The 23,449-nt window shown below is 72.4% G+C and carries 21 protein-coding genes; 14 read left to right on the forward strand and 7 right to left on the reverse strand.

Annotated features, from left to right (window positions below; translation table 11 throughout):
- The 3 genes from panB to N5I75_RS09895 all read left to right on the forward strand — a co-directional run.
- A partial coding sequence (gene panB / locus N5I75_RS09885) for a 3-methyl-2-oxobutanoate hydroxymethyltransferase (protein ID WP_476676325.1) occupies positions 1–754 on the forward strand: 754 nt, incomplete at its 5' end.
- A gap of 200 nt (positions 755–954) precedes the next feature.
- Positions 955–1,986 (forward strand): ATP-binding cassette domain-containing protein, encoded by a 1,032-nt coding sequence (locus tag N5I75_RS09890; protein WP_476676326.1) that lies wholly within the window; start codon positions 955–957, stop codon positions 1,984–1,986.
- Positions 1,983–2,828 (forward strand): ABC transporter permease, encoded by an 846-nt coding sequence (locus N5I75_RS09895; protein ID WP_476676327.1) that lies wholly within the window; start codon positions 1,983–1,985, stop codon positions 2,826–2,828. The genes N5I75_RS09890 and N5I75_RS09895 overlap by 4 nt, the downstream gene beginning before the upstream one ends.
- A gap of 27 nt (positions 2,829–2,855) precedes the next feature.
- Here N5I75_RS09895 and N5I75_RS09900 read toward each other — a convergent pair whose 3' ends face one another.
- On the reverse strand, positions 2,856–6,119 hold the full coding sequence (locus N5I75_RS09900) for a BTAD domain-containing putative transcriptional regulator (protein WP_476676328.1): 3,264 nt from the start codon (positions 6,117–6,119) through the stop codon (positions 2,856–2,858).
- 443 nt (positions 6,120–6,562) lie between these two features.
- Here N5I75_RS09900 and N5I75_RS09905 point away from each other — a divergent pair, with 443 nt between their 5' ends.
- Complete coding sequence (locus N5I75_RS09905; RefSeq protein ID WP_476676329.1) at positions 6,563–7,366, forward strand: site-2 protease family protein; 804 nt, start codon at positions 6,563–6,565, stop codon at positions 7,364–7,366.
- Here the strand turns inward: N5I75_RS09905 and N5I75_RS09910 are convergent.
- From N5I75_RS09910 to N5I75_RS09920, 3 genes are all read right to left on the reverse strand, one after another.
- Complete coding sequence (locus tag N5I75_RS09910; RefSeq protein WP_476676330.1) at positions 7,353–7,535, reverse strand: hypothetical protein; 183 nt, start codon at positions 7,533–7,535, stop codon at positions 7,353–7,355. The two genes, N5I75_RS09905 and N5I75_RS09910, sit on opposite strands and share 14 nt — an antisense overlap.
- 110 nt (positions 7,536–7,645) lie before the next feature.
- Positions 7,646–8,371 (reverse strand): NADPH-dependent F420 reductase, encoded by a 726-nt coding sequence (npdG, locus tag N5I75_RS09915; protein WP_476676331.1) that lies wholly within the window; start codon positions 8,369–8,371, stop codon positions 7,646–7,648.
- Positions 8,372–8,384: 13 nt separating this feature from the next.
- Complete coding sequence (locus N5I75_RS09920; RefSeq protein ID WP_476676332.1) at positions 8,385–9,503, reverse strand: sialidase family protein; 1,119 nt, start codon at positions 9,501–9,503, stop codon at positions 8,385–8,387.
- Positions 9,504–9,708: 205 nt separating this feature from the next.
- On the opposite strand from N5I75_RS09920, the gene N5I75_RS09925 reads away from it, so the two are divergent.
- Genes N5I75_RS09925 through N5I75_RS09940 form a run of 4 tightly spaced genes read left to right on the forward strand, consistent with a single transcriptional unit; the run spans position 9,709 to position 15,339 of the window.
- Positions 9,709–12,243 carry a hypothetical protein gene (locus N5I75_RS09925; protein WP_476676333.1) on the forward strand — a complete coding sequence of 845 codons (2,535 nt, stop codon included), beginning with the start codon at positions 9,709–9,711 and terminating at the stop codon, positions 12,241–12,243.
- Positions 12,244–12,252: 9 nt separating this feature from the next.
- A complete protein-coding gene (locus N5I75_RS09930; RefSeq protein ID WP_476676334.1) occupies positions 12,253–13,656 on the forward strand; it encodes a hypothetical protein in 1,404 nt (467 codons plus the stop codon).
- Positions 13,653–14,711, forward strand: a complete 1,059-nt coding sequence (locus N5I75_RS09935) for a hypothetical protein (protein WP_476676335.1) — start codon at positions 13,653–13,655, stop codon at positions 14,709–14,711. The genes N5I75_RS09930 and N5I75_RS09935 overlap by 4 nt, the downstream gene beginning before the upstream one ends.
- 16 nt (positions 14,712–14,727) lie before the next feature.
- Entirely contained in the window at positions 14,728–15,339 is a 612-nt protein-coding gene (locus N5I75_RS09940) for a hypothetical protein (protein ID WP_476676336.1), read from the forward strand.
- A gap of 43 nt (positions 15,340–15,382) precedes the next feature.
- Here the strand turns inward: N5I75_RS09940 and N5I75_RS09945 are convergent, their stop codons facing one another.
- Positions 15,383–15,610, reverse strand: a complete 228-nt coding sequence (locus N5I75_RS09945) for a hypothetical protein (protein WP_476676337.1) — start codon at positions 15,608–15,610, stop codon at positions 15,383–15,385.
- Positions 15,611–15,677: 67 nt separating this feature from the next.
- On the opposite strand from N5I75_RS09945, the gene map reads away from it, so the two are divergent.
- A complete protein-coding gene (gene map, locus N5I75_RS09950; protein ID WP_476676338.1) occupies positions 15,678–16,565 on the forward strand; it encodes a type I methionyl aminopeptidase in 888 nt (295 codons plus the stop codon).
- A gap of 160 nt (positions 16,566–16,725) precedes the next feature.
- Positions 16,726–17,376: a biliverdin-producing heme oxygenase gene (locus N5I75_RS09955; protein ID WP_476676339.1), complete on the forward strand. Its 651-nt coding sequence runs from the start codon at positions 16,726–16,728 to the stop codon at positions 17,374–17,376.
- Positions 17,377–17,439: 63 nt separating this feature from the next.
- On the opposite strand, the gene N5I75_RS09960 is transcribed toward N5I75_RS09955, so the two are convergent.
- Positions 17,440–18,081, reverse strand: coding sequence for a PhzF family phenazine biosynthesis protein (locus tag N5I75_RS09960; RefSeq protein WP_476676340.1), 642 nt, complete (start codon positions 18,079–18,081; stop codon positions 17,440–17,442).
- Between the two features lie 212 nt (positions 18,082–18,293).
- Here N5I75_RS09960 and efeO point away from each other — a divergent pair, with 212 nt between their 5' ends.
- Genes efeO through N5I75_RS09980 form a run of 4 tightly spaced genes read left to right on the forward strand, consistent with a single transcriptional unit; the run spans position 18,294 to position 22,627 of the window.
- Positions 18,294–19,460: an iron uptake system protein EfeO gene (efeO, locus tag N5I75_RS09965; RefSeq protein WP_476676341.1), complete on the forward strand. Its 1,167-nt coding sequence runs from the start codon at positions 18,294–18,296 to the stop codon at positions 19,458–19,460.
- A gap of 6 nt (positions 19,461–19,466) precedes the next feature.
- Positions 19,467–20,759, forward strand: coding sequence for an iron uptake transporter deferrochelatase/peroxidase subunit (gene efeB, locus N5I75_RS09970; protein ID WP_476676342.1), 1,293 nt, complete (start codon positions 19,467–19,469; stop codon positions 20,757–20,759).
- A 4-nt stretch (positions 20,760–20,763) separates the two neighbouring features.
- On the forward strand, positions 20,764–21,609 hold the full coding sequence (efeU, locus tag N5I75_RS09975) for an iron uptake transporter permease EfeU (RefSeq protein WP_476676343.1): 846 nt from the start codon (positions 20,764–20,766) through the stop codon (positions 21,607–21,609).
- Between the two features lie 37 nt (positions 21,610–21,646).
- Positions 21,647–22,627, forward strand: a complete 981-nt coding sequence (locus tag N5I75_RS09980) for an SCO2278 family lipoprotein (protein ID WP_476676344.1) — start codon at positions 21,647–21,649, stop codon at positions 22,625–22,627.
- Between the two features lie 74 nt (positions 22,628–22,701).
- Here the strand turns inward: N5I75_RS09980 and N5I75_RS09985 are convergent, their stop codons facing one another.
- Positions 22,702–23,427 (reverse strand): bifunctional DNA primase/polymerase, encoded by a 726-nt coding sequence (locus tag N5I75_RS09985; RefSeq protein ID WP_476676345.1) that lies wholly within the window; start codon positions 23,425–23,427, stop codon positions 22,702–22,704.
- Positions 23,428–23,449 lie beyond the last annotated feature (22 nt).

Here is a 23,449-nt window from a genome sequence, read left to right on the forward strand (position 1 = left end):
GGGCGAGAAGTGGCCGATGCTCACCGCGTACGACGCGATGACGGCATCGGTCTTCGACGAGGCCGGCATCCCCGTGATGCTGGTCGGCGACTCGGCGGGCAACTGCCACCTCGGCTACGACACCACCGTCCCGGTCACCCTCGACCAGCTCACCATGCTCTCCGCCGCGGTCGTGCGCGGCACGAGCCGCGCGCTGATCGTCGGCGACCTGCCCTTCGGCTCCTACCAGGAGGGCCCGGTCCAGGCGCTGCGCTCGGCGACGCGTCTCGTGAAGGAGGCGGGCGTCGGCGCGGTCAAGCTGGAGGGCGGCGAGCGCTCGCACGACCAGATCAGGCTGCTCGTCGAGGCGGGCATCCCGGTCATGGCCCACATCGGCCTGACCCCGCAGTCCGTCAACACGATGGGCTACCGGGTGCAGGGGCGCGGCGAGGAGGCGGCGCAGCAGCTGCTGCGCGACGCGAAGGCGGTGCAGGACGCGGGCGCGTTCGCCGTCGTCCTCGAACTGGTCCCGGCGGAGCTGGCCGCGGAGGTCACGCGCGTCCTGCACATCCCGACGGTCGGCATCGGCGCGGGCCCGGACACGGACGCCCAGGTCCTCGTCTGGACGGACGCGCTCGGCCTCACCGGGGGCAATATGCCGCGCTTCGTCAAGAGTTACGCGAATCTGCGGTCGGTGATGTCCGACGCGGCGAAGGCGTTTGCGGAGGACGTGGTCGGCGGAACGTTCCCTCTGGAGGAGCACTCCGTCCACTGAGCCCTGGTACGCCGTCCACCGAGCCCTGAGCTCCTGGAATCCCCCGAGCCATAGCGGCACCAACGCGGCCCGTCGATCTTCCCCCGTCGACGGGCCGCGGCCGTTCCCCTTCACAAGCTGTCGGCGATATATCGGCGATCGTTCTTGTCTGTCGGTCGGCTGTCGGTGGATTGTCGGTGGCGGCTGGCACCTTGTTGCCCATGACGCGAATCGACAAGAACCCCGGCAACAGCGCGGACGGCCGCCCGGTGGCCGTGTCCGTGCGGGGGCTGGTCAAGCACTACGGCGCGACCAAGGCCCTCGACGGCGTGGACCTCGACGTCCACGAAGGCACCGTGATGGGTGTCCTCGGCCCCAACGGCGCCGGGAAGACCACCCTCGTCCGCTGCCTGTCCACCCTCATCACCCCCGACTCCGGCACCGCGGTCGTCGCGGGCTACGACGTGGTGAAGCAGCCCCGGCAGCTGCGCCGCGTGATAGGGCTCACCGGCCAGTACGCCTCGGTCGACGAGAAGCTCTCGGGCCGCGAGAACCTGTACATGATCGGGCGCCTGCTCGACCTGTCCAGGAAGGAGGCGCGGGCCCGCGCCGACGCCCTCCTGGAGCGGTTCTCCCTGACCGACGCCGCGACCCGCCCCGCCAAGACCTACTCCGGCGGCATGCGCCGCCGCCTCGACCTCGCGGCCTCGATGATCGGCCGCCCGCACGTCCTCTACCTTGACGAGCCGACGACCGGGCTCGACCCCCGTACCCGCAACGAGGTGTGGGACGAGGTCCAGGCGATGGTGCGGGACGGCGTGACCGTCCTGCTCACCACCCAGTACATGGAGGAGGCCGAGCAGCTCGCCTCCGAGCTCACCGTCATCGACCGCGGCCAGGTCATCGCCGGCGGCGGCATCGAGGAGCTCAAGGCGAAGGTCGGCGGGCGCACCCTGCGCGTCCGCCCGGCCGACCCGCTGGAGCTGCGCCCGCTCGCCGCCGCCCTCGACGACATGGGCCTGACCGGCCTCGCCAGCTCCACCGTCGACGCCGCGTCCGGCACCGTCCTGGTCCCGATCCTCAGCGACGAGCAGCTCACCGCCGTCGTCGGCGCGGTCACCGCGCGCGGCATCACGATCGGCTCCATCACCACTGAACTGCCCAGCCTGGACGAGGTGTTCCTCTCCATCACCGGCGAGAAGGCGTCCGCGCCGCAGGACGCCCGCCCCGAACTCCAGGAGGTCGCCGTATGAGCACCACCACCTTGTCCCGCACCACCGCGCCCACCATCACGGTCGACGCCGACCCCCGGATCGGGTTCCGCGGCCATCTGCGCCACACCGGCGCCCTCGTCCGCCGCAACCTGCTGTGGATCAAGCAGGACCCGGAGTCGATGTTCGACGCCGTCCTGATGCCGATCGTCTTCACGCTGCTGTTCGTGTACGTCTTCGGCGGCTCGATCGGCCAGTCGCTCGGCGGCGGGCAGCAGCAGTACGTGCAGTACGTGATCCCCGGCATGATCGCCATGATGTCGATGAACATCGCGCAGGGCGTCGGCACCGGCTTCAACGAGGACTTCCAGAAGGGCATCATGGACCGCTTCCGGTCCCTGCCCATCGGCCGCGCCTCGGTCCTGATCGCCAAGATCTCGGTGGAGCTGCTGCGGCTGCTGACCGCCACCACGGTCCTGATGGTCGTCGCGTTGCTCGTCGGGTTCGACGTCAACGGCCACTGGGCCGGTCTGCTCGCCGCGGTCGGACTGTCCGCGTTGTTCGGCTCCGCCATCATGTGGATCTTCCTGGTCCTCGGTGTGACCATGAAGAACGCCCAGTCCGTGCAGGCCATGGGCTTCCTGGTGATGATGCCGCTGCAGTTCGGCTCGTCGATCTTCGCCCCGCCGAGCTCCATGCCGGGCTGGCTGGAGAACTTCACGAAGTACAACCCCATGTCCGGTCTCGCGGACGCGGCACGCGGCCTGATGGTCGGCGGCGACTTCCCGGTCGCCCACGGCCTGTGGGTGACGCTCGCCTGGACCGCCGGTCTGACGGTCGTCATGGCGCCGGTCGCCATCCGCAAGTTCACGAAGAAGAGCTGACGCCCCGGGGTGCCCGGTCGGTACGCGTCAGAGCAGGGCGGTGGCCTCCTCGATGGAGAGGCCGCCGCCCTCGGCGTATGCCCGGTCGTACGCGGCGTCGTCGAGGAGGGTCCGCACCGCCGCCTCCGCGTCGCGGCGCCACTCGCGCTCCATCCGGGACGGCACGTGCCCGGTGGGCAGCGAGGCGTCGGAGGCGCCGATCAGCCGGGCGGCGAGGCCCGCGTCACCGGGGCCTTCCCGCAGGACGAGGCCGCGCGCGGCGGTGAGCAGGTGCAGCGCCGCAAGGTTCGGCATGATCACGGCGGCCAGCGGGTCGGCCGCGAGCCCGATGGCGCGCACCGCGCCCTCCAGCGTCTTGTCGGCGTGTCCGTCGACGGCGTCGAGCATGGCCTCCATGCCGGTGGACATGCCGTGGAAGAAGGTGATGTCCGCGACCTTGAACTCGCCGCGCAGCGCCGCCAGCTGCTCGCGCGCCTCGGCGGTCCGCCCGGTCCCCGCGAGGCGGCCGACGAGCATCATCCGGGCGGCGGGCCGCGCCTCGTTGGAGTGCCGGCTGCTGACGTCGAGGGTCTCGCGCAGCATCCGCTCGCCGCGCTCGCCGTCGCCCCGCTCGATGGCGACCTGGCCGAGCCGCACCTTGAGGATCGTGGCCTGCGCGTGCGCGCCCATGGACTCGGCGAGCTCGCGGGCGCGGGCGTAGTCGGCGGCGGCGTCCGCGAACCGGCCGAGCTTCTCGTGGGCCTCGCCGCGCGAGGACAGCGCCTCGGCGACGCCCCACGCGTCGCCGAGCCGGGTGAACAGGGCGAGCGCCTCGTCGGCGTCCGCGAGCCCGCTGGGGGCGGTGTCGCTCCGGTTGGCCGCGATGTTGGCGCGGAACTGCAGGACGAGCGCGAGCTCCCAGTCGTACCCCAGCTCACGGCAGGTGCGTACGGTCGTGTCGGCGAGGTCGTTCATCTTGTCCAGCTGCCCTGTCATGAGGACGGCGAAGTACCAGATGTTGCCCGGGGTGCGGCACGCCTGCGGCAGGTCGGCGCGGTAGGTCTCCCGGATGACGCGCAGCCTGGCCTGGCCCTCCTCGGACTGCCAGGTGTCCATCTCCATGTCCATGTAGCCCAGGCGGGCGAGGTGGACCTGGCGGCGGGCCTCCTCGAACAGCTCGCCGGTGAGCGGCGGCGGCCTGTCGGTGCAGCGTTCCAGGAGCGGCGGCGCGGGCTTCGCGGGCCCGGCGAACGGGTCGGGCCCGAGGTCCGCGACCTCCGTCGACCACAGCCGGGCGTCGCTGCGCAGGTCCCGCATCTGCCAGAACCAGACCAGGGACAGGACGAGGCTGAGCGCCTCCTGCTCGTCCCGGGCGGCGACGGCGCGGCGCAGGGCCGAGCGGACGTTCTCGTAGTCGCGCTCGATACGGGCGAGGGCGGCGCGCTGGCCGTGGCCGCGCAGCAGCGGGTCGGTGGTGCGCACCAGTTCGCGGAAGTACGTGAGATGGGCGCGTTCGGCGTCCGCCCGGTCACCGGCCTCGTCCAGGCGCTGGCCCGCGTACTCCGCGACGGTCTCCAGGAGCCGGTAGCGCATCGCCCCGTCGTCGCCGTCGGGGGCCGCGACGACCAGGGACTTGTCGACGAGGGAGGCCAGCGCCTCCAGGGTGTCGGGGCCGCACACGGCCTCGGCGGCGGCCAGGTCGCAGCCGCCGCTGAAGACGGACAGATGGGCGAGGACGGTGCGCTCGGGGGCGTCGAGCAGGTCCCAGGACCAGTCGACGACCGCGCGCAGCGTCTGCTGGCGGGGCAGCGCGGTGCGGGCGCCCGAGGTCAGCAGCCGGAACCGGTCGTCGAGCCGGTCCGCGATCTGGCGCGGTGTGAGCATCCGCAGGCGGGCGGCGGCCAGCTCGATGGCGAGGGGCAGCCCGTCCAGGCGGCGGCAGATCTCGGCGACGGCCTCCGGCGCCTGCTCCACCGTGAACCCGGGGCGCACGGCCGCGCCCCGCTCGCCGAACAGCCGCAGCGCGTACGGCTCCGGGAGCGGCTCGACCGGGTACAGCAGCTCTCCGGGGACGCCGAGGGGTTCGCGGCTGGTGGCGAGGACGGTGACGCCGGGGCAGTGCGCGAGGAGGTGCTCGGCGAGCGCGGCGGCGGCGTCGATGACGTGCTCGCAGTTGTCGAGGATGACCAGCATCCGGCGGCCCGCGCAGTGCTCGACGAGGCGGACCAGCGGGTCGTCGCCCTGCCGCTCGCTGGCCACGCGCAGCTCCTCGGCGCCCGCGCCGCGCAGCACCGTCTCGCGCGCCCCGAGCGCGCTGACGACGGTCTCCGGTACGGCCTCCGGATCGCTCACCGGGGCCAGCTCGGCGAGCCACGCGCCGTCCGGCAGCGCGCCGGCCATCCCCTCGGCCGCCTCCTGCGACAGGCGGGTCTTGCCCGCGCCGCCGGGGCCGAGGAGCGTGACGAGGCGGACGCGGCCGAGGCCGGCGCGGATGGCGTCGAGATCGTCGCCGCGGCCGACGAAGGAGGTGAGGCGGGCGCGGAGGTTGCCGGGGGCGGGCTCCCGCTCGGGCGCGGGGAGTGTCGTGCGCGGCCCCGGGTCCAGCAACTCCTCGTACAGGGCGCGGAGTTCGGGCCCCGGGTCGGCGCCGAGGCGGTCCGCGAGTTCCCGTCGTACGTCCTCGTAGGCGGCCAGCGCCTCGGCGGCCCGGCCGACGTCGCGCAGGGCCCTGATCCGGAGCGCCTGGAGCGGTTCGTCGAGCGGGTGGGCGTCGCAGAGGGCTGTCAGCTCGGGCAGCACCTCGTCGGGCCGGCCCAGCGCCAGGCGGGCGGCGAGCAGGGTGCGGCGGGCGTCGAGGCGGCGGGCGTCCCAGCGGGTCGCGTCCGCGGTGCGGTCGGGGAGGTCGGCGAGGGCGGGGCCGCGCCACAGGCCCAGCGCCTCCTCCAGCGCGTCGGCGGCCTTGACCGGGTCGCCGTCGGCGAGGGCGCGGGCGCCGTCCGCGGTGAGCCGCTCGAACCGGAACAGGTCGACGTCCTCGGGGCTCGCCACCAGCCGGTAGCCGCCCTCGTCGGACGCGACCGCGCCGGGCCCGAGCGCCCGGCGCAGCCGCCCGACGAGCGCCTGCAACGCGCCCGGGGCGTCGGCCGGGGGCTCGCCGCCCCACACCTCGTCGACGAGGACGGCCGGGGGCACGATCCGGCCCGGCCGCAGGGCCAGCACGGTCAACAGGGCACGCAGCCGCGCCCCACCGACGGAGACGGGCGTGCCGTCGTCGTGGAGTGCCGTGGTCGTGCCGAGGATGCGGTAGCGCACGGGGTCATTGTCCCCGGTGCGAGGGTGCGGCGTGCGCCTTGGGGTGGGGGGTGGCTGCGGACGCCTCGCCGGCGCGGGTTTCGTCGTGGTCGCTCGCGCCGTTCCCCGCGCCCCTCGGACGCGCACTGCGTGCGCCATCCCAGCAGGGTGCGTGGGTCGCCTCGCCGCCCGTCGTGGTTGCTCGCGCCGTTCCCCGCGCCCCTCGGACGCGCACTGCGTGCGCCATCCCAGCAGGGTGCGTGGGTCGCCTCGCCGCCCGTCGTGGTTGCTCGCGCCGTTCCCCGCGCCCCTGAGATGCGCACTGCGTGCGGCATCTCCCCGGTCGTCCCGGTCGTCCCGGTCGTTTCGGCGCCGGAACCTCCTCGCTGCCTGGCACGTTCTCCGAATGAGGCGGGTACGTTCAGAAACGCCACCGATTCCCAGCCAACCGGGAGCCCTGCCCCATGACGACCGCCACATCCCGTCGCGGCGACAGCCGGATCAGCCCCGTCTTCCTCGGCATCGTCGCGGTCGCCGCCGTGTCCGGGTGGGCGGTGTGGACGGACTTCTCCGAGGTGCCCGGGATCGCCGTCTTCCTGTTCGTGACCGCCGCGTGGGTCGTGTCCCTGTGCCTGCACGAGTACGCCCACGCGCGCACCGCCCTGCACAGCGGTGACATCTCCGTCGGCGCCAAGGGGTACCTCACCCTGAACCCCACGAAGTACACGCACGCCATGCTCAGCATCGTGCTCCCCGTCCTCTTCGTGGTCATGGGCGGGATCGGGCTGCCCGGCGGCGCGGTCTTCATCGAGCGGGGGCGGATCAAGGGCCGCTGGAGGCACAGCCTGATCTCGGCGGCGGGGCCGCTGACGAACGTGCTGTTCGCGGTCGTCTGCACCGCCCCGTTCTGGCTGCACGCGCTGGACGGGGTGCCGGACACGTTCCGGTACGCGCTCGCGTTCCTGGCGCTGCTCCAGGTGACGGCGGCGATCCTGAACTTCCTGCCGGTTCCGGGGCTCGACGGGTACGGGGTCATCGAGCCCTGGCTGTCGTACAAGGTCAGGCGGCAGGTGGAGCCGTTCGCACCGTTCGGGCTGCTCGCCGTCTTCGCCGTGCTGTGGATCCCGGAGATCAACCAGTACTTCTTCGACGCGATCCACGCGGTGCTGCGCTCGATGGGGGTCAACGAGTGGGATACGTACTGGGGGCGCCAGTTCTACCAGGTCTGGAACGGGACCCCCGACATCCCCACCGTCACGCGGCCGTAGACGTCTTCTCCGTCTTCGCCTTGCGCACGTAGAACCACGTCATGTTCGACGTGATGCCCGCGATGAGGACCCACACGATCCCGAGGAAGCTGCCCTCGACGAAGGACACCACCGCCGCCGCGACGGCGAGGACGCAGACGACGAGGGCGAAGAGTGCGATGCGGGGCATGGGGTCGGCTCCAATACGGCACGGCTCGGTGAACTCGCCGACCAGTGTCCCCCATGCCCCGCTGACGCATGAAGCCGCCCTGAACGTACGGAAAAGATAAGGATCGGGCGTTATACGTCCGTGATGCGCAGGCCCGCGTGGGCCTTGTAGCGGCGGTTGGTGGAGATGAGGTTCGCGACCAGTGATTCCACCTGGTGGGCGTTGCGCAGGCGGCCCGCGAAGACGCCGCGCATGCCGGGGATGCGGGCGGCGAGGGCCTGGACGAGGTCGGTGTCGGCGCGGGACTCGCCGAGGACCATGACGTCCGTGTCGATCTCGTCGATCTCCGGGTCGGTGAGGAGCACCGCCGACAGGTGGTGGAAGGCGGCGGTGACGCGCGAGTCCGGCAGGAGCGCGGCGGCCTGCTCGGCGGCGCTGCCCTCCTCGGGCTTGAGGGCGTAGGCGCCCTTCTTGTCGAAGCCGAGCGGGTTGACGCAGTCGATGACGAGCTTGCCGGTGAGGTCCTCGCGCAGGGCTTCGAGGAGCGTGCCGTGCCCGTCCCACGGCACGGCGACGATCACGATGTCGCTGCGGCGCGCGCACTCGGCGTTGTCGGCGCCCTCGATGCCCTGGCCGAGTTCCTCGGCGGCGGCCGCGGCGCGCTCGGCGGCGCGCGAGCCGATGATCACCTTCTGGCCCGCGCGGGCGAACCGGTAGGCGAGGCCCTTGCCCTGCGGCCCGGTGCCGCCGAGGACGCCGACGGTGAGCCCGGAGACGTCGGGGAGGTCCCAGGGGTCCTTCTTCGCCGGGGTCTGCTCGCCGCTGTTCTTCGCGTTGTCGCTGTCGCTGGTAGTCATGGGGCGACCTTACTCAGCGGTCGGGTCCCGTGAGCGCGGCGACGGGGATGCGCCGGAAGGTGATCGTCTCGTACGCGGAGAAGTCCCCGGTCTCGTAGAGGAGGCCGACGGTGGTGTCGTCGACGCGGACGAGGTCGCTGTAGGCGGCGGGCAGGCCGTCGACGGTGTGGGCGGTGGTCCAGGTGGTGCCGCCGTCGAGGCTGCGGCGGACGGTCATCAGGGCGCGGGCGGCCGGGTCGGCGGGTCCCGAGTAGAGGAGGACGTCCGGGTCGCCGAGGTGCAGGAGGCTGCCCTGGACCACCGGGGTGACGAGGCCCGCCTGGGGCCGGAAGGGTTTCACGAGGCGTTCGCCGCCGTCCAGGGAGTACGCGTCGGCCCGCGTACCCGGGGACGGCGAGTCGTTGCGGGTGTTGAAGTAGATCCGCCCGTCGGGGAGTTGGGCCGCCGTCGTCTCGTTCACGTTGACGTAGCCGTCGGTGTTGTCGTCGACGTAGCCGAGCCGCCAGGTCGCGCCGTCGTCGTCGCTGAGGAGGCAGTGGCCGCCGTTGTACTTGCCCTCGGTGCCGGTGTCGGCGCCGGTGGGCAGGGAGTGGTTGGCGGGGACGACGACGCGGCCCTCGCGGGTGAGCAGGGCGTGGCCGGGCGTCGTCGCGTACCAGCGCCACTCCGGTCGCTTCACGCGAGCCGTGATCTCGGTGCCGAGGGTCCAGGTGGCGCCCGCGTCGTCGCTGTACGTCACCCAGACGCGGCGGCCATCGGCGGCGGCGACCCGGCCGCGGCGGATGGCGTCCTCGGTGGCGGCGGCCGCGTTGCGGACGTGGACGAGCAGGACGCGGCCGGAGGCGAGCACGACGGGCGCCGGGTTGCCCGCCAGGTCACGGCCGTTGCGGGCGACCACCGCGAGCGGGCCCCAGGTGCGGCCGCCGTCGGTGGAGCGGCGCAGCACGAGGTCGATGTCGCCGCTGTCCGAGGCGGAGGCCACCCGGCCCTCGCAGAAGGCGAGAAGCGTGCCGTCGTACGCGGCGACGACGGCGGGGATACGGAAACTGGCGTAGCCGTTCTGTCCGGCGCGGAAGGGCACGGACGTCTCGTACGGCTCGTACGGCTCGGGACGCGCTCCTGTGTCGGTCATACCCTCCATGCTCCCCGCCGAAGGTAACTCCAGGTGAACTCCGCCTGTCGGCCGGGCCGTCCGGCCCACCCGCCCGTGACAGCAGTGACGACACCGCCGTGGACGTAGCGGAATCCGTACCGGCGGTCGCGCATATGCCCTCGGTCGCGTCGGGTAGCACGCCTACTCTGAGTCATCACGGTCCGCGGGCCGGAACGGGGGCGGCATGAGCGACGCCGAGTTGTACCAGTTGCAGTGGCACGCCGAGCGGCTGTTCGCGCGCGGTCCCGGTGTGCTCGTCCTGCACGGCGCGCCGGGGATAGGGAAGTTCCGGCGCTCGTCCACCGTCGCGCGCACTCTGCTCAGGAGCCACGGCCGGCGGCTGCGGCCGCTGGAGCTGCGCATGACGAACTGGGGGGACGACCCCACCCGCTACGCCCTGCTCGAACTGCTGCGTGAGCTGGACGCGGGACTCACCCGCCCGTGGGACATGTCGAACCAGCAACTGCGCAACATCTACTACGACCTGACCCAGCGGCCGACCGTGCTGCTCCTCGACGAGGTCGAGCAGTGGGGCGGCGTCGTGGACTTCCTGCTGCCCGACAGCCCGCACTCGCTGATCATCGCGAGCGCCGGGCAACCGCTCACCCGGGCCGATCTGGCCCGTGGCGGGCTCGACCCGGCCCAGGTGCACCAGGCGCTCGTCCGCGGGCCCGACCGCGCCAAGAGCCGGCGGATCTTCCTCGCGGCGGCACGCCGCCCGGTCACGACGCCCGCGGAGAAGGCCGACGTGCGCGAACTGGTCGGCCTGTGCGAGGACCGGCCGCTGGCGCTGAAGCTGGCCGCCGGGATCTACAGCCAGGGCGCGGCCGTGGGGCGCCGGGCCGAGGACGTCATCGCCGAGCTGCGGCTCCGCCCCCACGAGGACATCGTCGTCGGGCTGCTGCGCTGGGTGTACGAGCACCTCCTCGACGCCAAGGAGCGCGAGCTGTTCCATCTGCTCTCGCTGACCACCCGGCCCACCGTCGGACCGCACTCCGGCGTGACGGTGCAGAGCCTGCGGCGCGGCCGGGAGCGGCCCACGCACGGCGAGGCGGACGACCTGGGCGACCGGGGGCTCCTCGCCCTGGCCTCGCTCGGCCTCCTGGAGAAGGTGGCCGAGCGGCGCTACCGGGTCAGCCCGACCGTGCAGCGTTTCGCCCAGGACCGGCTCGCCGAGCGCGAGCGCCTCGACCCGTCCGCGCAGAATCTGACGGAGGCCTTCCGCCGCTTCGTCGCGACGACCCCCGCGCTGCCGTGGATCCCTTTGGAGAAGGGCGCGGTCGCCCAGATCGTGACGCCCCCGCCGGACGACAAGAACCTGGAGATGTCGATCCGGGTGATGGCGGCCGACCTCTGCGACCACCTGGTCCAGCAGCGGGAGTCGCTGGTCCTCGCGATGTTCCTGTACGTGGTCGAGCAGTTCGCCGGTGATGTGCGCCGGGTCCTGGAGCTGGCGGTGCACGGGGCCCTGGGCGTCCTCGACCGCAAGTCGGGCCACCTCGACGAGGCCAGGGACCGGCTGATGTGGGTCTGCGACCAGTACGCCGCCGCGTCCTGCCGCCTGTTGCAGGTCAGGACGTTGCGGCAGATCGGCGTCGCCTGCTACCACGCGGGCGAGCTGCGCACCGCGGTGCACTACCTCCGCCGCGCCGCGGACATGGTGGCGGGCCCCGACCCCGAGCACGAACGCGAACGGCCGTGGGTGCTGCGGGTGCTCGGCACGGCGTACATCGACGTGGGCCGCCTGGCCGAGGCACGGGAACTGCTCTCCGGCACCGCGGAGCTGCACGAGGCGCACGGCAACCGGCTGGGCGGCGCGTGGACCCGTACGTTCCTCGCCAACTGCCTGATCCAGTCCGGCGAACCCCGCCTTGCCAAGGAGCAGCTGGACCTGGCGCAGGAGGTCTTCGACAAGTACACGCCCCGTCTCTCCTTCGCCCGCGCCTGGGCGGACCTGGCCCGGGGCAGGCAGCTGTGGCACGACCCGGACCAGCGGACGAAGGCGCTGGAGCTGATGCGGCGCAGCCGCGACCTGTCGCGCCGGCTCGGCGAACCGCTCGGCTCCGCCTACGCGGGCCTCGAACTCGGCCGCTGCAACCGGCAGCTCGGCCATCTGGACGCCGCGCGCCAGGCCCTGCTCACCGCGCGGGACGAGTTCGAGATGATGGGCAACCGGCTCGGCCGGGCCTGGTCCCTATACGAGCTGGCGCTGCTGCCGGACGGGCTGAGCCCCGCCGCGCCGCTGCTCGAGGAGGCCGCCGTCGACTTCGAGCTGTGCGGCGAGCAGCTGGCGTCCGCGCTCGCCCGGCGCCAGCTGGAACGGCTCGAACGCAAGGAGCGCCTCGACACGACGGACAGCCGCGGCGCCGTCGAACCGGCGCCGGAGACGGCGTGCCTGGTCACCGTGGAGCGGCTGCCGGAGCCCGAGGGGCACCCGCCGGCCGCGAAGCTCTGCGTGTCGGTCTACCCCGAGCTGGCGGTCCAGCGGGCGCTGGCGGCCAGCGCGTACCCGGAGTGCCGCATCCTCGCCATGACGCCGCGCGCCACCGTGCGGCCAGGCGCGGTGTCGATCGATCCGCGGCAGAACACGTGGCCCCTGCAGGCCACGTTCGAGGTGCGGCGCGACGAGCCCGGCGTCGAGCCGGTCCGGTTCATCGTGCTGAACGAAGCGGCCGGGACGCTGCTTCAGGACGTGGAAGTCAAGCTGGACATGAAATGAGTCGCGCCCATGAGCATTCACCCGCAGCCCGCACTGGACCAGGACTCGTACCGCAGCCGCATCCCGCGCCGGCAGCCGCTGCGCACCGAACGGGAGAAGCAGACCCGGCGCGATGACGTCATCGCCTCCCTGGCCGTCACCGAACCGCGCGAGGTGACCCTCGCCTTCACCCGCTTCGAGGGCCACCACAGCTACGTCTGCCGGCTGGTCCTGACCGAGGACCGCAGCTCGGTCTGGGAGGCGAAGTGCGTCCGCAGGGCGCTCATCGCGACCACGGTCAGCGATCTGCGGGAGGCGTGGGACGAGGCCATCCGCGAGAACGGCTGGGAGACCCGGCTGGACCTGATAGGACCCGGCGAGGAGGAGTGCGGGCCGGTCTTCGAGGATCTCGCCCGGGCCGGCCGGGACGCCTTCGAGGCCATCTTCCTCAACCATGCCGACCCGGCCCCGATGAACGAGCTGACCGAGGTGCTCTGCGCACGGCTGCGCGCCAAACCGAGCGTGGTCGGGGTGTGGTCGGACGAGCTGTACGCGCCCTGGACCCTGCTGTCCCTGCCGCCGGACGACGGCGCCACGGACTCTGCGGACCTCGCGGGCTCTGCGGACTCCGCCGACGAGGAGGGGACCGAGGACGGTCCGGGCCGTCCGCGCACGGTCGCCGAGCGCCTCGGCCCCCGGTTCCTCGGCTACCGCCACCGCTTCGAGCACCGCAGCCTCAACCAGCCCTCGGCCTGCGCCGAGGCCCGCATCCCCCGCCGGGGGCCGGACGGGACGGGCGAGCGGCCCAGCACCCTCGCGCTGGTCCTGAAGGACCCTCCGCGCGACCACCACGAGGTCATCGACGTGCTGCGCCGCAGCACCACGCTGCTCAACTTCCCGTCCCGGCCCGCCGACTTCCTGGACGCCCTGCACGCCGACTCCTTCAGACAGCAGGTCATCTACATCTGCTGCCACGGCCAGCGCTACAGCCACGACCCGGCCCGCCTGTACGCGTCCACCCTCGTGACCGAGGCCGTCAAGGTCGGCGACGTGCTCAGCGCGGTCAAGTACCGCGCCGGGTCCCGGGCCAGGGCGCACGGCTGCGGCATCTGGCACCTGCACGGCAACCCGCTGCTCTACCTGAGCGTCTGCCGGGCCGGGGACTACACGCCGACCAGCGGTGAGTCGGTGGCGCGGGTGCTGACCGAGCTCGGCACGTCCTGCACCGTCGCGCCCGAGGTGATCACGCCGAAGGTGCTCGCGGTCGAGCACGCGAAGCGGTTCTTCGGGCCGTTCCTCGAACGCGGCGCCGAGGCCGGCGGCCAGCTGCGCCGGGTCACGCACGAACTCGCCCGCGAGTACGGGACCCTGCTCGGCCTCATCTACGGGGTAAAGGGGCGCCACGACGCCTCGCTCGAACCGGCGGCGTCATGAGCGCCCGCACCACGCTCGCCCCCGTCCTCCTCGACCTCGACGAGCGCGGGATGCTCCGCCACCCCGACAGCGGCCGGCGCGTCGGCGACGGCGAGCTGCCCGGGGTGCTGCGGCACGCGCTCAACCTGCCCGGCGCCGCCACGGACCTGCTCGTGTTCGTGCACGGCTGGCTGACGGCGCCCGCCGAGGTGGAGCGGCGGCTCGCGCTGCTGCTCCGGCTGACCGGGCGGGTGTGGGCCGGGCGCCGGGCCCAGTACGGGCGGCTCCCTGACGAGCTGCGGCTGCTGCCCGTCGCGCTGCGCTGGCGGTCCCGCACCGGCTACCGCGAGGCGATCGCCCGCGCCCACGACGCCACGGTCGAGGGGCAGGCCGCGCATGTGCTCGCCGCGCTGCTCGGATATCTGGACGAGTGGCGCGAACGGCCTGGTCCCGACGCGTCGTTGCCCGGCCGTGGCGGGCAGTACCTGCACTGCGTAGGGCACTCGTTCGGCTGCCGGTTCCTGTGCCGGGCGCTGCCCGAGGCGGGGCCCGCGGAGCTGGGCGCGCGGCCCGAGCACGTCCTGGCCGGGCCGGTCCACGCCGACCCGCGGTATCCGTGGACGGTCGACTCGGTGCTGCTGATGCAGATGGCGGCGGGCCGTTCGACGCTCGGCCCCGGCGGGGCGTACGCGGACCTGTTCGCGCGAGCCCCGGTCAGCGGGCCCGTCGCCCTGACGCACTCGCGCCACGACCGGGCGACCGGGCTCTGGCACCTCCTCGCGGAGCGGCACCGGGGCATCGGCACGGCGGGCCTGCGCAGGGCGGCCGTGCCGGTGCACCGCGTCCGGATGCACCGGCCGTACGAGCCGTACACCGACGCCGATCTGCACCATCGCCTCGTCGACGTGAACGCCTCACGGGTCTTCCGCGGCGGCCGGCTGACCTTCGCCGGGGCCCACTCCGACCTGTGGCATCCGCACACCGCGCACCTGCTGCTCAGCCTGATGGACCGGGCCCGCGAGGCGACCCGTACGGGCGGTCTTCCGGCGAACGGACGGGACGCGGGCGCCGGGTGAGGCAGGATGCGCCCCCATGGACGCCGTACGAGTAGCCCTGCTGCGTGAGGTCCTCGCCGGGACCGAGTGGCCGGCCGCCACCCGCCGGTTCTCCGGGACGCTGCGCACCTCGGTCGCGGCGCACGGGGGCGGGCTGCTCCTCGTGGGCTCGGCGACGTACGAGCCGTGGCACCTGGCGGCGCACCTGGTGGACGAGGCGGCGTGGTCCGGGATGCCCGAGCTGGCCCCGACCCTCGTACGGCACGCGGCGCGCCCCGACGACCCGGCGCATCTGGCGGTCGGGCTCGGCAGGATCGCGGCGGCCAAGCGCGGGGAGACGCTGCTCGTGGTGGCGCCGGACGCGGCCGGGGCCCCCTTGCTCGAACGGGTCCACGACGCCCGCCGCGCCGGAGCGACGGTCCTGGCCCTCGACGCGGGCCCGGCGGGCAACGGCGACCTGCACGCCATGGCCCACGACGCACTGACCGTCCCCGGCGACACGGACCTCGACCTCGACACGGTGCAGCACCTGGTCAGCGCGGCGGCCGGGGAGAACGGCGGCCACGCCACGCGCAGCCGCCGCACGTTCCGCGACCGCCTCTCCCGCCTGGCGGACCATCTGACGTCACCGCCGCCGGCCCGCTGGTAGCCGCTCCGGTGTCATGGGGGGTGTCAGGCCCGTCCCGGTCGCCCTAGTCGTTGTCGCCGCGCGCCTTCGTGTCGTGCCAGCGCGGGTCGTTCTCCCACTCCAGGTTCTTCTCCCGGGCGGTGGCCATCGCGTGTTCCGCCTCCTGGCGGGTGGCGTACGGGCCGAACCGGTCCTTGGCGGGGCACTCGGGCCCCTCCTCCACCTTGTGGTGCTCCAGGCAGTAGTACCACTCGCCCGGCTTACCGACGGTCCGCTTCTTGAACAGGGCCACGGCCGACTCCTCTCCTGAAGATGCTCAGGGCCATGGTCCCCCACGGCCGCTCGTTACACTCGCTGGCATGTCTGGCCAGCCGACGCAGTCCTCGCCCCCCGACGCCCCCGCGGTCCTCGTACCGGGGCAGCAGTCCCCCGTCCGCCCCGTCCCCGGGAACATCCGGCGCCCCGAGTACGTCGGCAAGCCCGCGCCGACCCCGTACACGGGTCCCGAGGTGCAGACCCCGGAGACCGTCGAGGCGATGCGCGTCGCGGGGCGGATCGCCGCGCGGGCCATGGCGGAGGCGGCGAAGGCGATCGCGCCCGGCGTCACCACGGACGAGCTGGACCGCATCGCGCACGCGTACATGTGTGACCACGGTGCCTACCCCTCGACGCTCGGATATCGCGGATTCCCCAAATCGCTGTGCACAAGCGTCAACGAGGTCATCTGCCACGGCATCCCCGACTCCACGGTGCTGCGCGACGGCGACATCATCAACCTCGACGTGACGGCGTACATCGGCGGCGTGCACGGCGACAACAACGCGACCTACCTCGTGGGCGACGTCGACGACGAGTCGCGGCTGCTCGTCGAGCGGACCCGGGAGTCCCTGAACCGCGCCATCAAGGCCGTGAAGCCGGGCCGCCAGATCAACATCATCGGCCGCGTCATCGAGTCGTACGCCAAGCGCTTCGGCTACGGCGTCGTCCGCGACTTCACCGGCCACGGCATCAACTCGTCGTTCCACTCCGGCCTGATCGTCCCGCACTACGACAGCCCGCACGCGACGACCGTGATCCGCCCCGGCATGACGTTCACGATCGAGCCGATGCTCACCCTCGGCACGCACGAGTACGACATGTGGGAGGACGGCTGGACCGTCGTCACCAAGGACCGCAAGCGCACCGCCCAGTTCGAGCACACTCTGGTCGTGACCGAGACCGGTACGGAGATTCTCACGCTGCCGTAGTCCGGTCCCACGTTTGCTCAGGAGCCCGCCCCTCGTCATCGGGGGCGGGCTCCTCGCGTTCCCGAGCAGGAGAGCGGGTAACTTTTTACCGACAGCACGTCGGGAAAGCTGTTATGTTAGGTAAGGCTAACCTACCTAGATCCCGTCGGCGGAGGCCTTCATGGACCCCTCGTTCTCCACTCTCATCCGCACCGCCTCGCACGAGCAGCACACCGAGGCCGAGACGTCGACGTTCATGAGCGACCTGCTCGGCGGCGCGCTCGGCGTCGACGCCTACGCGCGGTACACGGAGCAGCTGTGGTTCGTCTACCGGGCCCTGGAGAGCGGTGTCGAGCGGCTGGCCGGCGACCCCGTCGCCGGTCCCTTCATCCAGCCCGAGCTGTTGCGGCTGCCCGAGCTGGAGCGGGATCTGCGGCATCTGCGCGGGGAGGACTGGCGCGAGACGGTTTCCGCGCTGCCCGCCACCGAGGCGTACGCGGCGCGGGTCGCGGAGTGCGCTGCCTCTTGGCCGGCCGGGTATGTGGCGCATCACTACACCCGGTATCTCGGGGATCTCTCCGGGGGGCAGATCATCCGGGACAAGGCCGAGCGGACGTGGGGGTTCGCCCGCAAGGGGGACGGGGTTCGGTTCTATGTGTTCGAGCAGGTGGGGAACCCGGCCGCGTTCAAGCGGGGGTATCGCGAGCTGCTCGACGGGATCGGGGTTGATGAGCTGGAGAAGCAGCGGGTTGTTGCCGAGTGCAAGGCCGCTTTCGCTTTGAACACCGGGGTTTTCCGGGCCCTGGGTGAGGAGTTTTCTGCCGCCGCGTAGGGGTTGCTGTCACGGGGCTCCGCCCCGGACCCCGCTCCTCAATCGCCGGAGGGGCTTGATTTGTCAGGGGCTCCATCTGACTCGGCCGCCCACCTCGATCCAGCCCTCCGGCTGGGGTGCCGTCAGGAGTTGGGAGCCCGCTCCCTGGGTGATGTTCAGGGCCCGCCCCAAGTGAGCCGTGAGGAGCAGTGCCGCCGCGCCCGTCGCCTCGTCCTCCGTGATGCCGTCGTCGCGGCCGGGGAAGGCGCGGGCCCGCACCCGGCCCGCGGCCTCGTCCTCCCAGGCCCAGGCGTAGATCCAGTCCCCCGGCGCGGGCACGGGCAGCGCCTCGACCTCGGACGCCGAGCCGTACTGGCGCAGGGTGCGCGGCGGGGCCCACTCGGGGCGGGCCTCGATCCAGGTGAACTCTCCGTCGAAGCGGGTGCCGACGACGCCCGCGGGCACGGTGAGTTCGGGGACGTCGAGCAGCCAGGCCGCGCCGACGCAGGGGTGGCCGGCGAAGGGCAGGCGCAGGGTCGGGGTGTAGATGTCGAGGACGCCGCGTTCGGGGTCGTCGACGAAGACCGTCTCGCTGAAGCCCAACTCGTTCGCGAAAGCCTGACGTTCCGCGCGGCCGGGCAGCCGGGCGCCTTCGCGCACGACTCCGAGCCGGTTGCCGTGGCGGCCGTCGGGTCCGCAGAACACGTTCAGTACGTCGTAGTCCACGGGGGCAGTGAACCATGCGAGGGGCGCTGCTTGACCGCTCCTTGACCGTTCCCTGGGTCGTCCGAGGGTCGCTCGTATCCCTGCCGCGACCAGGCAGTTTCGGTGAGAGGTGAATCACGGGACGAGCGGGTAGCACTAAGGCAAGCCTCATATAAGTTAGGGCCGCCTTAGCACCGCTTGAGCGTCAGTTGTGCATTCCCTTTGGAGCCCGTATGCGAGCCGTCCGTCTCTCCGTCGCCACCGCCGTCGCCGCGGTGGCGGCCCTGACCGCCGTCACCGGCTGCACCGAGAAGAGCGACGCCAAGGGCGGCTCGGGCGCCATCGAGGTCACCGCCACCGACGACTCCTGCGAGGTGGCGAAGACGGAGTTCCCCGCCGGGCACGTCGAGCTGGCCGTCGAGAACAAGGGCTCGCGCGTCACCGAGGTCGAGATCCTCTTCCCCGACGACCGCATCGTCTCCGAGCGCGAGAACATCGGCCCCGGCACCCGCCACACCCTCACCGCCGAGGTGAAGGCCGGCGACTACCGCATCGCCTGCATCCCCGGCATGAAGGGCAAGGGGCACCGCCAGGACGTCAAGGTCACCGGCGGCAAGGCCGCCGCCGAGCGCGACCCGCGCCTGGACAAGGCCGTCGCCGACTACCGGGCCTACGCGCAGGAGCAGGCCGACGCGACGCTGCCGCGCGTGCGGACCTTCACGGACGCGGTCCGCGCGGGCGACCTGGACGCCGCGAAGAAGGCGTACGCGCTCTCGCGCATCGGCTGGGAGCGGACCGAGCCGGTCGCCGAGTCGTTCGGGAACATCGACCCGAAGACCGACGCCCGCGCCGACGGCCTCGAAGAGGGCCAGAAGTGGACCGGCTGGCACCGCCTGGAGAAGGCGCTGTGGCAGGACGAAAAGATCGGCGGCGCGGAGAAGGCCCTCGCCACGCAGCTCGACAAGGACCTCGCGAGCTGGCAGCAGCGCGTCGGCAAGGCCGAGATCACCCCGACCTCGATGGCCAACGGCGCCAAGGAGCTGCTCGACGAGGTCGCCACCGGCAAGGTCACCGGCGAGGAGGAGCGCTACTCGCACACCGACCTCGTCGACTTCAAGGCCAACGTCGAGGGTGCGGAGAAGGCGTACGACCTGCTCAAGCCGGTCGCCTCGGCCAACGACGCGGCGCTGGCCACGGAGCTGGACAAGCAGTTCGCCGCGCTCGACAAGCTCCTCGCCACCTACCGCACGGACAAGAGCACGGACAAGCAGGCGGACCCGGACGCGTACACCTTCGTCTCCTACGACAAGGTCGGCAAGGCGGACCGCAAGGAGCTGTCCGACGCCGTCAACGCGCTCGCGGAGCCGCTGTCGAAGCTGGCCGCGGCCGTCGTCAAGTAGGCATCCATGGACAACCGGAACGCGAACTCCCCCGCCCCGTCGAGGCGTTCGCTGCTCACCGCCGGCGGTGCCGGGCTCGCGCTCGGCGCCGTGGCCGCGGGCGGCGCCGTCGCGCTGACCCGCTCCGAGAGCGACGGCGCCATGCGGCCCGCCGCCGAGTCGGGCGGCCCGGTGCCGTTCCACGGCGCCCACCAGGCCGGTATCGCCACGGCGGTGCAGGACCGGCTGCACTTCGCCGCGTTCGACGTGAAGACGTCGGACCGCGAGGAGTTCGTCCAGCTCCTCAAGGACTGGACCGAAGCCGCCGCCCTGATGACCGAGGGGCGGCCCGTCGGCGAGGGCGCGTACGGCGGGATCGCCGAGGCGCCGCCGGACGACACCGGCGAGGCGCTCGGCCTCAAGGCGTCCCGGCTCACCCTGACCATCGGCTTCGGGCCTTCCCTCTTCGACACGTACGGGAAGACGTTCGGGATCGCGGACAAGCGGCCCGCCGCGCTCGTGGACCTGCCGAAGTTCCCCGGCGACAACCTCGACAAGGCGCGCAGCGGCGGTGATCTGTGCGTGCAGGCGTGCGCGGACGATCCGCAGGTCGCCGTGCACGCGATCCGCAATCTGGCCCGCATCGGCTTCGGCAAGGTCGCCATCCGCTGGTCGCAGCTCGGCTTCGGCAAGACGTCGTCGACGACCCCGGACGCGCAGACCCCTCGTAACCTCATGGGCTTCAAGGACGGCACGCGCAACATCGCGGGCACCGAGACCGAGCGGCTCGACGCGCACGTGTGGGCGGACGGCGACGGCGACAGCGACCGGTGGATGCGGGGCGGCTCCTACCTCGTCGCCCGCCGGATCCGGATGAACATCGAGACGTGGGACCGCACCTCGCTCCAGGAGCAGGAGGACGTGTTCGGCCGCGACAAGGGCGAGGGCGCCCCGGTCGGCAAGGCGAAGGAGCGCGACGAACCGTTCCTGAAGGCCATGAAGCCGGACGCGCACGTGCGGCTCGCGCACCCCGACTCCAACAGCGGGGCGACGCTCCTGCGCCGCGGCTACTCCTTCACCGACGGCACGGACGGCCTCGGCCGCCTAGACGCCGGGCTGTTCTTCCTCGCGTACCAGAAGGACCCGCGGACGGGGTTCATCCCGGTGCAGCGGCGGCTCGCGTCCGGCGACGCGCTCAACGAGTACATCCAGCACGTGGGCTCCGCGGTCTTCGCGGTGCCGCCGGGCGTGCGGGACCGCAAGGACTGGTGGGGCCGCGGCCTCTTCGACGACAGCGAGAGCACCGAGAGCGGGGCATGACGACATGTTCGCCAACTATCTGATCGGGTTGCGCGAAGGGCTCGAAGCCAGCCTCGTCGTCTGCATCCTCATCGCGTACCTGGTGAAGACCGGGCGCAGGGACGCGCTGAAGCCCGTGTGGGCGGGGATCGGCGCCGCGGTCTTTCTCGCGCTCGCGTTCGGCGGGGCCCTGGAGTTCGGCTCGCAGGAGATGACGTTCAAGGCGCAGGAGGCGCTCGGCGGTTCGCTGTCGATCATCGCCGTGGGCCTGGTGACGTGGATGGTGTTCTGGATGCGGCGCACCGCCCGGCACCTCAAGAGCGAGCTGCACGGGAAGCTGGACACGGCGCTGAGCGCGGGCACGGCGGCGCTGGTCGTCACCGCGTTCCTCGCGGTCGGCAGGGAAGGTCTGGAGACGTCCCTGTTCGTGTGGACGGCGGTGCACGCCACCGACAACGGCACGATCGAACCGGTGGCGGGCGCGCTCCTCGGCCTCGCCACGGCGGTACTGCTCGGCTGGCTGTTCTACCGGGGCGCCCTGCGCATCAACCTGGCGAAGTTCTTCACGTGGACCGGCGCCATGCTGGTCGTCGTCGCCGCGGGCGTCCTCGCGTACGGCTTCCACGACCTCCAGGAGGCCGACTTCATCGGCGGTCTGAACACCCTCGCCTTCGACATCAGCTCCACGATCGCCCCCGACGGCTGGCTCGGCACGCTCCTGAAGGGCGTCCTCAACTTCCAGCCGGACCCGACGGTCCTCCAAGTCGTCGTCTGGTGCGCGTACTTGATCCCGACGCTGGCGCTGTTCCTCGCCCCGGCCGGGCTCCTCTCCCGCAGGGGTGAGGCAGTGGGCGTCTCCTCTTCCCGGTAGGGTTCGGCCCCGGGAAGGGGAAGGTGAGAACAACGTCATGAGCGAGGTCAGGATCGGGCTCGGCAGACCCGCAGCGGCGGCAGCGGCGGCGGTCGTGCTGTCCCTCACGGCGAGCGGCTGCGTGACCGTGCACGGGGAGCTCGAGGTCGTGCCCACGACCACGAAGGCGCAGGCCGCACGCGCGCTGGACACGTTCGTCACCGCGTACAACAAGGCGGACAAGACGTACGACCGGGCGGCCGACGCCCGTTACGTCACCGGGGCGCTCGGCGCGATCGACGCGGCCAAGCTGAAGGCGGGCCGCGCGGTGAACCCCGACGGCAACCCTTCGTACAAGCCGCTGGAGCTCACCGACTCGCACTACACCATCCCGAAGAAGGCCGGCTGGCCGCGCTGGTTCGTCACCGACAGCGCCAACAACCGGGTCACGGACTCCCGCTGGGTCATGGTCTTCACGCGCGACGACGTCGACGAACCGTGGGCCGTCTCCTACCTGACCGTGTTCCGCGGCGACACCTTCCCCGAGTTCGAGAAGGACGCGGACGGCTGGGCCGAGTCCGTCGCCGCCGACGACAAGAAGCTCGCGATGCGGCCCGCCGACCTGAGCGAGAAGTACGCCGCGTACCTGAAGGACGGCGGGGACGGGTTCGCGGCCGGGCCCGCCACCTCCGAGTGGCGCGCGGCGCGGAAGAAGAACGGGACGCGGCCGGGGCTCTCCACGCAGTTCATCGACGAGCCGCTGACGTCCGGTGACTATGCGCCGCTCGCGCTGCGTACCGAGGACGGTGGGGCGCTCGTCTTCTTCGCCACGCGGCGGTACGAGAAGCAGACCGCGTTCGCTGGGAGTGACCTTCCGGCGATCAGCCCGAGCGTGAAGGCGTTGATGTCGGGGGACGCGAAGCAGTCGGTGACGTACGGGTTCGTGTCCAACCAGACGGCCCTTGTCGGATCCGGCGCTGGGGAGGATGTCCGGGTGTTGAACCGGGTCGAGGGGATCACTACCGCTGAGGGGTCCTAGGGGCTGAGCGGGGCTGTCCTGGGCGTCACGGGGCTCTGCCCCGGACCCCGCTGCCTCTCGTACAAAGGCGAGGCTTACTGCGGCCAGGCCGACTCGTAGTCCGGTTCCGCTCCTGTGTGGCGGGCGCAGGCGTCTGTCAGGGGTTCCAGGAGCGTGAGCGGGTCCGGCAGGGGGTGTTCGGGGCCGCGGAGCCAGTCGACCGTGCGGTCGCCGGGGAGGCGGGCCGGGGGGACCAGGACGTAGGAGCCTCGGCAGTGCCAGCGCATGCCCGGGTGCTCGTCCATCGTCTCGGGGTGGCAGTCCAGCTCGCAGGGCCACCACTCGTCCTCGTCCTCGGGCGTGCCGCGCGTCGCCGTGAAGAAGAGCATGCGGTCGCCGCCGGACACGGCTACGGGGCCGACGTCGACGCCGGTCGAGAGCAGGCGCTCCAGCGCCTCGTGCCCCGCTTCGACGGGTACGTCCAGGACGTCATGGACCATGCCGGTCGCGGTGATGAAGTTGGCCTGGGGCTGGTGCCGGGCCCAGCGCTCGATCTGGCCACGGTCCGTCGTGGACTGGGTCTGCCAGGCGAAGGAGACGGGGTGGCGGCCGGGGGTCGGGCAGCCGATGCGGTTGCACGAACACCGGTAGTCGACGGGGTGCGCGGCCGGGGCGAGCGGCAGTCCGGCGGCAGCGGCGGCGAGGAGCAGGGGTTCGCGGTCCACGTCCGGCCGGCTCTCCTTCGGGCTCCGGCCCGGCCTCAGCCACCGGGTGAGCCTGCCCAGGCCCGAACGTGCGCTGTCACCGTGCTCCGCGCCCATCTATCCCCTTGCCACACCATCG

The sequence above is a fragment of the Streptomyces sp. R818 genome (genome assembly GCF_056172735.1).